The organism is bacterium (genome assembly GCA_013360215.1).
Taxonomy (GTDB): Bacteria; CLD3; CLD3; order SB21; family SB21; genus JABWCP01.
The window spans coordinates 99979-113507 of sequence record JABWCP010000006.1 but is presented as its reverse complement, the minus strand read 5'-3'; the positions used below and the strand labels follow the sequence as shown (position 1 = coordinate 113507).

The following is a 13529-nucleotide window of genomic DNA, read 5'->3' as shown; positions in this document are numbered from 1 at the left end:
CGTAGCGTGATTTTACAAAGGTATATTGCCGTGTTTCTTTTTCGGATTGGTATCTACTTTATTTTCCAGCATGGCTAAAGCGCGAATCAGTTTGGGACGCGTCAGTTGCGGTTCGATGACATCGTCCACGTATCCGCGTTCGGCGGCACTATAAGGGTTGGCAAATTTTTCTTTGTATTCTTCCGTCAGTTTCTCTTCGGTCTCTTTCGGATTGGCCGAGGCGTCTATTTCTTTTTTAAAGATGATCTCAACCGCTCCTTTAGCTCCCATCACGGCGATCTCGGCCGACGGCCAGGCAAAATTCATATCGCCACGCACGTGTTTGGAATTCATCACGTCGTACGCACCGCCATAAGCTTTGCGTGTGATGACCGTGACTTTGGGCACCGTCGCTTCACAAAACGCATAGAGTAATTTTGCACCATGTTTGATAATGCCGCGCCATTCCTGATCCGTACCGGGCAAGAATCCGGGGACATCTTCAAAAACTACAAGCGGTATATTGAAACAATCGCAAAAACGAACAAACCGTGCGCCTTTAATCGAAGAGTCAATGTCCAGCACACCTGCGAGTACCGCCGGTTGGTTGGCGACGATACCTACGGAGCGCCCGCCGAGTCGTGCAAATCCGACAACGATATTTCCGGCGTATTCTTCGTGTATTTCAAAAAAATCACCGTTGTCCACGATAAGTTTGATCACATCTTTGATATCGTATGGTTTATTGGGATTGTCCGGAATGATGGTTTTGAGCGCCTCTTCACAACGATCAGCCGGATCATCGCAGGGTATCACCGGCGGATCTTCCATATTGTTGGATGGCATATAACTGTACAATTTTCTGATTTTCATCAGACAGTCCAATTCGTTTTCCGCCGCAACGTGTGCGACACCGCTTTTGCTTGCATGGGTCATAGCGCCGCCGAGATCTTCAGAACTCACATCTTCATGCGTAACCGTTTTGACCACATTGGGGCCGGTGACAAACATATAGCTGGTATTTTTGACCATCAGAATGAAGTCGGTAATCGCCGGAGAATATACCGCGCCACCGGCACACGGTCCCATAATCGCCGAAATTTGAGGCACTACTCCTGAAGCCAGTGTATTCAAAAGAAAAATATCCGCGTAACCGCCGAGACTTACGACGCCTTCCTGAATTCGCGCACCGCCCGAATCGTTGAGACCGATCACCGGCGCTCCGACTTTCATAGCGAGATTCATAATTTTTATGATTTTTTCGGCATGCACTTCCGACAAACTGCCGCCGAATACCGTGAAATCCTGACTGAAGACATACACCAAACGGCCGTCAATAGTACCATACCCCGTGACTACGCCGTCACCGAGCGGCCTTTCCTTATCCAAACCAAAGTCGTGCGAACGATGGCGTGCGAGCATATCCAATTCTTCAAAACTACCTTCATCTAAAAGAACAGCGATTCGTTCCCGTGCCGTAAGTTTACCTTTTTTATGTTGCGCATCGATGCGCTTCTGTCCACCGCCCAGCAAGGCCTCTGCTTTAAGGCGATGGAGTTCTTCTACGCGTTTATCAGACATATAGAGGCTCCGGAGTATTTATGATTGGAATTGTTATTTTTAGAAGTAAATTCATATCCATTAAAACTTACGGAATCGCCTTTTCTTTTTCAAACTAAAACATGCCAGAATCTTTTTCACACGACCTGAGTTTTTTTCGTAATACAGCGCAGGCCGAAACCAATCTGAAAAGCATTACAAACCAAACCCAACCGCACGATATCCGCTTTCTCAAACGGTTATTGGACGAATTACGCCCTTATCCGAATTGCGACGATATATTCAATTTATTTGAACGCCTTAGCCGTGCGGTGATTGATCGCATCGCTTTTTTTAAAATGCTCAGTGATACGCCGCCTACAACTGCACGTCTGGTGCGGCTCTTTGCATCCAGTCCTTTTATCGCGGAACTAATGATCCGTGATTTCCAATACGCTTATTTTCTCGTTCGCCCCGAGTACGATTGCCGTCCTTTTGACAAACTTGAGGTCCAGCAGCATATCCTCCGCCTTTTTCATAATCAAACGCCGTCGCTCAACAAAGTCATGGATGCTTTGCGGAAAATTAAACGCCGTGAAATGCTGAAACTGGGTATTCGGGATTATATACTACAGGATCCGCTCGAAAAAACCGTCGCATCCGTGAGCGACTTAGCCGAATGTGTACTGCAAGGTGCGTTGGATGCGCAACGCCGGGATATGGCGCCACGTTGGGGAAATCCGGAGACACCGTTTTGTGTAATCGCTCTTGGAAAATTTGGCGGGGGTGAGCTGAATTACAGCTCCGATATTGATGTGATGTTTGTCTATGAAGAAGAAAACGAATACATCGTGAACGAGCATCGCCTGACTCATCATGAATATTTTAATCGCTTAGCGTCCGGCCTGATCGCACACATTGCCAAAAATACATCCGAGGGTCAGCTTTACCGTGTGGACGCGCGGCTCCGTCCTGACGGCGATGCCGGTCCGCTTGCGCGGTGTGTTTCCAGTTTTTTATATTATTACGAAGCGCGCGGTCAAACGTGGGAGCGGCAAATGCTTATCAAGGCCAGACCCGTGGCCGGCGATTTGGAATTCGGTGCTCGTTTTATCAAACGGTTGGAACCTTTTGTGTATCCTAAAACTTTTTTCCAATCGCCCTTGCACGAAGTCGCCGCCATGAAGTGGCGCATCGAAGAGCAAAAATCCTCCGATCACCTAAACATCAAAATATGCCCCGGCGGAATCCGCGATATCGAATTTATCGTACAAGCACTTCAGCTTATCCACGGCGGACAAATGACGGAAATTCGAACCGGAAACACACTCAAAGGACTCAAACAGCTTTTTTCACAAAAACTGCTTTCGCCCAACGAATTTCAAACGCTGAGCTCCGCGTATATTTTTTATCGAAAAATCGAGCATATACTTCAGATCGAAAAAGACACCCAGAAGCACACCCTGAGCGGGACAACCGATGAATTCACAAAAATCGCGATTCTACTAGGTTATACGAACGGTTCGACTTTAGAATCAGTTTTAAATGAAAATTTGAAATCTGTTCGCGCGATTTATCTATCTGTATTTGAAATTGATAACCGTGCAACCTCAGTATTTTCGGGATTGATTTCAGAGGTGTGTTCTGAAGAGGGAATTCGTTTTTTGCAGGAACATCATTTCACCGATCCGGATCGAACGCATCGTACGATTCGCCTTTTGGCTATGGGACAGTTTCCCAAATTATACGGCAACTCAGTTCGTGAATGCCTTGCGGAACTGCTGGAAATCTTACTGACTGATGTTGGTCAGACGCACGATCCGGATTCGACGCTGGCACATCTTGAACGCATCGTCGCGGCGCAACCTTTTGCCGATATGCTATATCGCTCGTTGTCGCAAAATGCCGAATATCGAAAACACCTTGTTTATCTTTGTTCGTTAGCACCGGGATTGACACAGATTTTTTGTGAAAGACCTTCCTATTTGGATTGGCTGCAGATACAGCTCCCGACATGGTTATCAACGCCCCATCAGGACGGGCAAGCCATTTACCGTTTGACAAAAAATCTTCAGCACATTCGCCGTCTTGGTTGGGTTCAATGCGCCCTCACAAACCGCAACCAACCGACTTCGCCGTCAGAGCCCTATTTGTATCTTTCGAAGCTCGCGGACCACATTTTACAAACCGCCTTCAGTGAAGTGCTCTTGATGGAGGATCCAATTATTCTCTTAGGTATGGGAAAGTTGGGCGGAAGTGAACTGAGCTACCGATCCGATTTGGATGTCGTTTGGGTTTGTTCGGATGACGCGGATGTGGATCATTTTATTTCTCAAGCTCGCCGCGTTCATCAGCGCATCACCGACCACGCGTCCGAGGGGAAAATTTATGATATGGATGCCCGTTTGCGCCCGGAAGGTGCCCAAGCGCCGCTTGTCGTTACGCTGTCACGATATAAGGAATATTTTTCAAGCCGTGCCATGTTTTGGGAGGTCCAGTCGTTGATTAAGGCGCGTTGTATTGCCGGTTCGTCTGATCTCCACTCTCAATTCGAATCGTGGCGTTATGAGCAACTAAGGGCGGCATCAAAAAAATGGAATATTCGTCAAGAAATAACCAGTATGCGTGAACGTCAAATACGCGAAAAAATCAAATCTCCGGCCGATGCGGTGTATGAAATCAAAACATGCCGCGGCGGGTTGCTGGACATCGAATACCTCGTACAAGGATTACAATTACTTCACGGTGATCGTTTGCCACAATCACCGGTACACAGCACCGTACAGGCCATCAACAGCTTCACATCGACAGGCCTGCTTCTGGCTGACGATGCGTCTATACTTACAACCAACTATTATCTTTTACGGCGCATCGAAGAAGCGGCTTTTTTACTCTTCGAACGCAAGTCTTCGCGCCTGCCTTCCGATGAAAAACAGCTTGCCTTTATCGCCAATTTTCTCGAATTTGAAACTAGAGGCGCATTTCTAATGCGGCTTGAACAAATCAAAGAATCCAATCATCGTTTATTTCTCCATTATCTGGGAGTATAAATATGGAGCCGAAGATTATTTACGATAATCAGCAAAACCCGGGCATTCCCGTCGTCGGTAAAGTAGCTGCCGGAACACCGCGCTTTAGTGAGGAGGTTTCACTCGGCCATGTTGTTTCTTCCCGTTATTCGCCGGAGGATAAAAAACTTTTTGCACTCCAGATTGTTGGAGACTCGATGATCGAAGACGGTATTTTTAACGGAAACTACATCGTATGCCGTCAGACTAACGAATTTATCAATGGTGACATCGTTATTGCCTACGTCAATGAAGAGGCTACGGTAAAACGTATTTACAAACGCGGAAGTAAAATTATTTTACAACCGGCCAATGCCGAACTTTCGCCGATCGAAGTTGATCCGCAATATCAATCTTTTCGTGTCGGCGGCAAAGTTCTCGAAGTTTTGCGCCATTGATAACCTATTAAGAAATTCACACAAAGGTTGCTCCAAAAAGCGTCATCTGTAGCATACTGAATCACGCATCTGTTGTGCCGATTTTAGATTACCCACACAGATTCTTATTTTTCAGACAAGCTGGACGCATTTTCGAGTGACCTTTTTTATTGATAAGCCTAAACGATCATAGTTAATACATGAAAGTCATTTTAGCTCAAATCAATACCCGCGTCGGCGATCTCACCAATAATACGGAACGGATTATCCAACATATCAGTCAGGCGCGCTCCGAAGGCGCTGATCTGATCGTATTTCCTGAATTGAGTATTACGGGTTATCCTCCGGAAGATCTCGTTGAAAAAAAAGCTTTTGTCCGAAAAAATCAGGAAATGTTGGATCTGATCAGGGAAGCCACCGACGGCATCGGCGTTTTGTGCGGCTTTGTCGCGCCCAATAATGATCCGGAAGGTCATCATGTATTTAACGCAGCGGCATTGATCGAAAACCGCCAGATTATCGGCATACAATACAAAACGCTGCTGCCCAACTATGATGTATTTGACGAAATGCGTCATTTTGAACCGGCAAAACATAAAAAAATATTTACTTTTCGCGGTGTCAAACTCGGCATCTCCATTTGCGAAGACAGCTGGAATGACAAGGATTTTTGGAAGCGGCGCATCTATCACAATGACCCGATCGAAGAACTTTTCAATCAAGGTGCAGAAATACTGATCAATATTTCCGCGTCACCTTTCCATGTACAAAAACATCATTTGCGTTTGGAAATGTTTCGCAGCATCGCTATTAAATACCGTAAACCGATACTTTTCGTCAATCTTGTCGGCGGCAATGACAGCTTGATATTTGACGGGCGTAGTTTTGCGCTCAATGCGGAAGGAATACCAATCGCGGCCGGAAAGGCGTTTGAAGAAGATCAGGTTTCCCTCACCCTTCCTTCAACGCAAACGATCACTATGCCCAATCCGACAACCGAAGAAGAAATTTTTAATGCCCTCGTGCTCGGCGTACGGGATTATCTCCACAAATGCGGATTTCGCAAAGCCTTGATCGGATTGTCCGGCGGTATTGATTCGGCGTTGGTTGCTGCGATCACCGCGAGTGCCTTGGGCCCGCAGAATGTGATCGGCGTATCCATGCCGTCCCGGTATTCCTCAGATCACAGCCAAGATGACGCTCGCGATCTGGCTCGGAATCTCGGCATCACGTATCATAGCGTTCCTATCGAACCCATGTTCCATAGTTTCTTAGAGAGTTTATCCGGTAGTTTCCAAGGTTTGCCCGAGGATACGACGGAAGAAAACATCCAAGCCCGGATTCGCGGCAACATCTTGATGGCGTTTTCAAATAAATTGAACGCCATGGTACTTAGCACCGGCAACAAATCCGAACTGGCTGTCGGATACTGCACGATCTATGGTGATATGTGCGGCGGTTTAGCCGTGATCAGTGATGTGCCCAAGACGATGGTTTATCGCATTTCAAATTGGATCAATCGCGATAAAATAGTTATCCCTAAAAGTACCATCGAAAAACCGCCTTCCGCCGAATTGCGCCCCAATCAAACCGATCAGGATTCGCTTCCGCCTTATGACGTACTGGATGCCATTCTGAAAGCCTATATCGAAGATCTTTTAGAGGCCGATGAGATTATAAAGCTTGGCCACGACCCGGAAACGGTTCATAAAATTCTCAAGCTTATTGATCGGAATGAATATAAACGCAGGCAGGCTGCACCGGGTTTACGCGTAACTTCTAAGTCGTTCGGCTTTGGGAGGCGATTACCTATTGCTCAAGGTTGGCGGTAAAGTAGTATTATCGTTAGCCGTTATATTTTTTCTCTTATTATCAACCTATCGCACATCAAGCTTCTTTGGACAATGCAATCGCCTTTTGTATTTTTTCATGAAGCGATGTCGGCACGCAAGCGCGATCTGTACCGTTGTGACCGCATTTTTGTTTGATGAGATGGCTGATTTTTTCTTCAAATTCGACGAATGCTTTGCAAGGCGGACAATGCGATAGATGATCTTTGTAAGGCGCGACTTCTTCCAATGGCAATTCACCATCTAAATAAGCATACAAAAGTCGTTCAATTTCACCGCAATTGATCGGATGGTTCTGCGCATGCAGATCCGCCTCGCCATGATGTACATGACTCATAACCTCTCCTCCACTCCTCCGAAATTCATAACTCCGCTTTACTATTTATTTCTTCACATACCCGTATTCCACTGCATATTCCCATAGAGATTTTTGCAGCAGCTTACGCCCTCTGAATAATCGTGACATAATCGTACCGACAGGTACATCTAAAATATTCGCCGCTTCTTGATACGAAAAACCTTCGATCTCAACCAACATTACCACATCTTTAAATTGCTGAGGTAACGCCTGTATCGCCGCTTGGATATCTTTATCTAAAAATTGATTTAAAATATCCGTTGGCGCATCGTCCGGAAAAGCAGCACGACTTCTTACTTGGCTGTACAATGAAAACTCTTCGACATCATCGTAACCCGTCGTCGCAGGATCTTTTGCATTTTTACGGTATTGCGATATATGCGTATTGACCAAAATCTTAAAAAGCCACGCTCGAAGATTGGTACCTTCTTCAAACTGATGTATGGAACGAAAAGCCTTGTAAAATGCCTCTTGTACCAAATCTTCAGCATCCTGCGGATTATGCGTCATACGTAGCGCCGTATTATACAGCGATTCCGTATGTGCGAGTGCTTGCTTTTCAAAATCCTTAGACGTCATGAGCCGCCAAAAAATAGAACGTATTGAAATGTCAATTATTCCTATAAAACTACTTTTTTCTGCATGAACTTGCAAATAGTTTCTAATACCGATATTTTGCGCTGATTCTAATATTGATTTATATCATAGCGTACCTATTAACAAAAAATTGCATGAAAAACATTTATTACTTGTGGGCACTCACGTGGCTCTGTGCGCCCGGAACTTGGGCTATTACCTCGGATGAATACGGCAAAGTCATCAAGGAGATTGCCGCCAAAATACAGTCCTCTAATACAACCGGTAAACCGCAGCGTTTAGCTGTAGTTACTTTTGTACCGACCAAAGCCGATGCGGAAAATAAAAATGAATTTGGTGAATATATTACCGAATCGCTCATATCGGCTTTAGGCAGCACCAAACAATTTCGGCTTTTTGAACGCCGGCGATTGGACGCCGTTTTAAAAGAAAATGCTTTGATGATGAGCGATCTGATGAATAGCGAACAGGCACAGAAAGTCGGCGAACTTATTCCGATAGACGTTTTATTTTCAGGCACATATACCAAACTTAAAAACTATATTGATGTCAATTGCCGATTGATTGATGTCATTACCGGCGAGATTTATTTTAGTTTTTCGGGTAGCATCGCCATGACGGCCGATCTGGCCTCGTTATTTCCAGGAGAACACAATGTAGCCACCGCATCCACGGCGATATCCGAAGCGGAACGATGCAAACAAAATGCGGATTTGTTAAAACAAAAGCTCAACGATCTTACGACGCCATCCAAGATACAGTCCGCCGTTGATGAAGCCGTACGAATATCATTTGACACCGAATGCGGTAAAGTGCATTATGATGTGTTGTATGTCTTCACGCGGTATAAAATTCAAAACACGGCCTACAAAAAATTTTTGATACAAACTTTGGGGGGCATTGCCAATCCCGATCAGGATGATCGCACCAAAGAAACCATACGCTATTTTGCGGCAGACAGCGTGATCGATGAAGAAGAATGGCGTATCGGATTAGAAACGATAACACGGATGAGAAATTATCGTTTATACATTTGCCTCAACCTGCTCTTTCCTACCGACGATCTTAGGTTTTCGCCACGTGTCGATGCCTATCTAAATCGGGCACTCGACAATAAAATTGGCTTACCAAAGCCCATTTCGTTTAATCATGCGTTGGATCATTTAGCCGACGGTTTTAAAGATACACCCGCTTTAATGTCTTATGCTTACAAAAATTATCAGAAGCACATTCAGTGGGACTCGCAAGCACAAAAAGATATTTATGCCCTGCTCAATCGCCTGTATCAAACTTCGCCCACGGCTGAAAATAAGCGCCAAGCATTGGATTGGCTCAGCGAATATTTTCACCGTTTCGATGCCTCGGACGATATAGCCGATCGCCTTTTTGATTTCATCCGTCAATTTCGCTTGACCACCAATGCAGAGCGAAACAAAGAAATAACCGCTGTATTTCCCGAATCGGATTTGAAATACTTTGCAAATAAAACGTCCGAACGCATTGCCGCCAATGCACCAAAAACTCCTTACAAAAGTCAAAAAGACGAACGCATTGATTTCTGTTTGTGGTATGACATTGCCGTACCCGGCATTATACCTACCATGGACGAAGCCAAAGTAATACTTAGCGGTAAAGATAATTGGGATGAGCAGTTGCAAACATTGTTGATGATTGAAAAAATGGGAATGCAGCCTAAGCCTTTGGAATCGCAACTTATCGCAATATTCTCCAAACGAAATTTGGAACACAAAGAAACGCTGACTGAAATGCAATCATCGGCAATAGTCACCTTAGGGCATCTGAAAACTTCGGATCCTGCGGCAATTGATTTTATGATGGCTTCGCTTATGAGTTACGATTACCGGTTTTCGGATAATGCTAAAACAGCGCTTGTACAAATAGGAAAATCGGCCGTACCCAAGCTCACATCCAAATTGCAATCATTAACCGATCAGGACGGCGGACTTATGTACAGCATCGCTGAAATACTAGGTAAGATCGGCCCGGATGCACGCTCTGCAAAAACCGTTTTGCAACAAAGCCTCGGCAAGACTAATAATTCCGATGTACGGTATGCCATCGAATCGGCGTTACAAGCCATCGAGGGGCAATAATGAAACATTACTTTTTAATTATTTTGTTTTTCTTTGTTACTTCGTTTGGCCGATCTCAAGATCTTGCGGAAGACACAAAACCACGTATTCGAAAATCAGAATCTCTTCTGGTATATCCTCCCGCTAATCACGCACCGATTCACAAAGCCACGGCAGTTCATTTATTTGCATTTATGGCATTGATAGGACGCTCTGACATCACGCCTTCGGATCCTCGCGGTTTGGCCGTTACCCGCTTAAAATCTACCGACGATCCCGATAATCGTAATGACGACGATGATCTCACGGCTTACGGTGTCAATTCCGGTCAGAATAATATCATCTTCAACAGCTCTATGCAGGGCTTAGACGTGTATGAAGGCAAAGGTCCTCAGCAAAAACTCAAACGTCCGCGTGGCATCGCTTGCAATAGTGATGGTGATGTTTATATATCCGATACCGGTAATAATCGTATCGTCAAACTAAAGAATCCCGGAGGATATTTGCTTTTCGTCAAAGCTTCAGGAAAAAAAGGAAGCAAATCCGGCGAATATGATGAACCGCGCGGCGTAGCCGTAGATCAAAAAAATCAAGTCTACGTGACCGACTATAAAAATGATCGTATTCAGGTATTAGATTCCAACCTCATTCCGTGTCAGATTTGGGACAATGCGGCTGACGCTTCCGGTACATTGTCACTGTATCGTCCCGATGCCATTGCCGTGTCAGATGGCAGTGACCCGGATAATTTCACACAAGACCACTTTTTTATCGTCGTTGACATGGATGGCACACGCATTCAAAAATTAGGATTCGATGGACATTTTCAAATGGGCGTGGTTTCATCAGAATATGGCTTCGACAAAGTCAATCTGACATCGGTAGCTATTGACGGTTTTAATAATGTGTGGGTTACCGACGCAGAAAACCATGTTATTCATAAGTTTGATCGTGATCTTCGTTATATGGGCACTTTCGGTTCACCCGGTGACGGAGAAAATCAATTTATAGAACCTCGTGCCATCGCCATAGGAAAAAAATTTGGTCAGGTATTTATCGCCGATAAAATCAGCGCACAATATTATCATATCGGAACAGACATACAGAATCTCAATGTCGCGCTCAAGGATAGTCAGTTAGTATTTTCGTTTTATTTACCGGAAACATCCCGTCTTACGGCCCGCATCGTGGATGAAAAAGGAAAACTTGTCGCTACACTTGCCCGTAATAGCATGACATCGCCGGGAATCAAAACGCTACAGTGGAACAGAGCATATAAATCCAACAGCCCGTTGCGGGACATTTTACAATTTCGCGAACAAAATAAGTCCGATTCTTCACAAGGCAAACAACCCGCTATGACCGAACAATTAGCACCTTCAGGAATATATAAAATAGAGATTGAGGCCAAATCAACCTACATCTATAACCGTTATTTTACTGCCAAACGCGCATTAGAATTTGCTTTTTAAACAAGGAGGATACCGTGATTGATCACATCGTTTTATTCAAACTTAAACCGGGTGCAGATACTACCGCTATCGAAAACATGTGCGCTGCTTTGGAAGATCTGAAACATCGAATACCGCAAGTCATTGAAATTCATGCGCGGCCTAATTTTTCCGAACGTCGCCAAGGGCACGATATTATGCTTACGAGTCGTTTTAAAAATAAGGAAGATTTGCAAATTTATGCCGATCATCCTGAACATCTGAGGGTCGTTAAGGAACTCGTCGCGCCGATACGCGAATCGGTCATTGTGGGCGATATAGAGTTTTAATTTTTTTCGAAGAACATGAATTGACCAAACTTTAATTGATCGGCCAATGTTTCGATCTCCGTACGATCTTCTTTCGTCAGATACCACGAAAAGTTCTCATCAGCAAAAAAAAGAGGACTTTTTAAATTCATAGCCAAGACTGTCATAGCAAGAATATGCTGAGATAGAGCCCGCTCTGATGAGGATATCGGTATCGTTTCATGCGAAGCTTCATTCGTTTTGTTTTTTCCGAACAGCTGTTTATTTGTAAATTCAACTCGAAATTTCTTTAAATGCGTTTTAATCTGACGACTCAGTTCGTTTTTTCGAAGCTCGATTTGCGCGTTATAAAAATCCATAACCGTCTCGCGAACAAAAAGTAAATGCCGTTTTGATGTGATTTCCCGACGTTTCTGATCGGCCCGCGAAAGATGCTTATCTACGACAAGTTGAAGCGCTTGTATCTCCTGCTGTAACTTTTCTTTTCTTGCAACGGCCGCAGCCATCCGCTCTTTCAGTTCGAGCGCTTGCTGGCGATCCGATGCAACGGCCGCTTCCAGTTTCTGATATTGAGTTTCGTGCTGCGATGCAAATATCTGATCCAGTTCATCTTGCATTTGTTGGCGCTTCACGATCAATTTTTCAGTCGTTGATTTCAACTTTTGCAGATTATTTTGGTTCATGTACTGGCGCGTTTTTTTGAGAATCGTATATTGATGATACGCTTCTTCATGCGTGCGTTTTTCAGTTTGCCAATGCTCCATCGAAGAAGGATCATCCTGCATTTTGGACAACAACAAACGCAAACGACGCGCTTCGGACTCGTACGCTTTTTTTTGCGTTTTTATTTCCGGAGGTAATTTGCCCGTATGCGTGCGATCTATGACCTGTATCTCCTGCTCGATGCCTTCGAGATTTTTTTCTAAGTGCCGTCGTTGTATGATGTTTTCTTCGATGGTTTCTATTTCTTTAAGGGCTTTTTCATATAACCGCGCTTTACGATCCAGCGTACGTATTTCTTCTTCCGACGTATCTTGCAATACGTTGTTTTGCATGACGTTTTGATACGTCGTAATTTCAAAACCTAGTTTGGTAATTTCGCTGCGCTTTTCCTGAATATAGCCGGTGATGCGCTCGGCTTGTACGCGATCGTGTTGCGTTTGAATCAGTCTTTCGTCCAATTTTTGAAGTAATTCGGTATCGCTTTCCAAATCCTTTTCCAACACTAAAACCATTTGTCGCTTTTGTTCTAATAATGACAGTTCGTTTTGGACGAGGTTTTCTTCCGATTTGAGAATAAATACTTTTTCTGACGCTTTTTGTATCAATTCATTTAATCGCACTTCCATATTCTGTACATACCGAAGGCCTACCAACGAAGAAATCGGCATCGTCATGAGATCAGCCATAGTCGTTTCATCACAGAAAATAAGGCGCATCAAAAAATCGTACTGTTCACGCGCCCATTCATTGTGCAAAACAGTCTCACCATCATGTTCGCTCACCGGCCAACCTTGCGTTTCATACAAAAGCCATCGCGCCCAATCATCATACGTTCCCTGGTTTGTAAGGTCTAAAACCGTGCCGGCATCCGGATTTTCTACAGTCCATTGTTGTACAGCACCGCCGGTCCAATTCTTATTAAATCTTAAGGCACTCTTTCCGCAATACAACTCCAAATTGATTTCAGACGTATCGGAATGATTACGGTGAAACAAGGCAAAATTGCGATCAAAATGATCCGTGAGTACAGCGCGCATGGCCATTCGCAAACCGGTTTTTCCTTGGGACGGGCCCATCATCAAAGCGGAAAATCCCTCTTTGAATTCGGTCCGATACACCGAAAAACCCATAAAATCGCGTATTTGAAGCGATCGTATATACATAAATTCCTATTTAAACCTTGAAA

10 protein-coding genes are annotated in these 13529 nt (G+C 44.5%); 6 read left to right on the top strand and 4 right to left on the bottom strand.

What is annotated here, in order from left to right:
• Positions 1 to 12: 12 nt before the first annotated feature.
• Complete coding sequence (locus tag HUU58_06025; protein NUN45222.1) at positions 13 to 1560, bottom strand: acyl-CoA carboxylase subunit beta; 1548 nt, start codon at positions 1558 to 1560, stop codon at positions 13 to 15.
• 101 nt (positions 1561 to 1661) lie between these two features.
• Between HUU58_06025 and HUU58_06020 the strand changes: the two genes are divergently transcribed.
• The 3 genes from HUU58_06020 (at position 1662) to HUU58_06010 (ending at position 6795) form a co-directional block, all read left to right on the top strand.
• Complete coding sequence (locus HUU58_06020) at positions 1662 to 4568, top strand: hypothetical protein (protein ID NUN45221.1); 2907 nt, start codon at positions 1662 to 1664, stop codon at positions 4566 to 4568.
• A gap of 2 nt (positions 4569 to 4570) precedes the next feature.
• The gene (gene lexA / locus HUU58_06015) at positions 4571 to 4984 is read left to right on the top strand and encodes a repressor LexA (GenBank protein ID NUN45220.1); all 414 of its coding nucleotides are present in this window, start codon (positions 4571 to 4573) and stop codon (positions 4982 to 4984) included.
• A gap of 179 nt (positions 4985 to 5163) precedes the next feature.
• Positions 5164 to 6795 (top strand): NAD+ synthase, encoded by a 1632-nt coding sequence (locus tag HUU58_06010; GenBank protein ID NUN45219.1) that lies wholly within the window; start codon positions 5164 to 5166, stop codon positions 6793 to 6795.
• 55 nt (positions 6796 to 6850) lie between these two features.
• Here the strand turns inward: HUU58_06010 and HUU58_06005 are convergent, their stop codons facing one another.
• Positions 6851 to 7150 carry a zf-HC2 domain-containing protein gene (locus tag HUU58_06005; GenBank protein ID NUN45218.1) on the bottom strand — a complete coding sequence of 100 codons (300 nt, stop codon included), beginning with the start codon at positions 7148 to 7150 and terminating at the stop codon, positions 6851 to 6853.
• Positions 7151 to 7195: 45 nt separating this feature from the next.
• A complete protein-coding gene (locus tag HUU58_06000) occupies positions 7196 to 7750 on the bottom strand; it encodes a sigma-70 family RNA polymerase sigma factor (GenBank protein ID NUN45217.1) in 555 nt (184 codons plus the stop codon).
• A 152-nt stretch (positions 7751 to 7902) separates the two neighbouring features.
• Between HUU58_06000 and HUU58_05995 the strand changes: the two genes are divergently transcribed.
• Genes HUU58_05995 through HUU58_05985 form a run of 3 tightly spaced genes read left to right on the top strand, consistent with a single transcriptional unit; the run spans position 7903 to position 11641 of the window.
• On the top strand, positions 7903 to 9882 hold the full coding sequence (locus tag HUU58_05995) for a hypothetical protein (protein NUN45216.1): 1980 nt from the start codon (positions 7903 to 7905) through the stop codon (positions 9880 to 9882).
• Positions 9882 to 11333, top strand: coding sequence for a hypothetical protein (locus HUU58_05990; protein ID NUN45215.1), 1452 nt, complete (start codon positions 9882 to 9884; stop codon positions 11331 to 11333). The genes HUU58_05995 and HUU58_05990 overlap by 1 nt, the downstream gene beginning before the upstream one ends.
• 14 nt (positions 11334 to 11347) lie before the next feature.
• On the top strand, positions 11348 to 11641 hold the full coding sequence (locus HUU58_05985; GenBank protein NUN45214.1) for a Dabb family protein: 294 nt from the start codon (positions 11348 to 11350) through the stop codon (positions 11639 to 11641).
• On the opposite strand, the gene HUU58_05980 is transcribed toward HUU58_05985, so the two are convergent.
• Positions 11638 to 13506: a hypothetical protein gene (locus tag HUU58_05980; GenBank protein ID NUN45213.1), complete on the bottom strand. Its 1869-nt coding sequence runs from the start codon at positions 13504 to 13506 to the stop codon at positions 11638 to 11640. The genes HUU58_05985 and HUU58_05980 overlap by 4 nt on opposite strands.
• Positions 13507 to 13529: the final 23 nt, after the last annotated feature.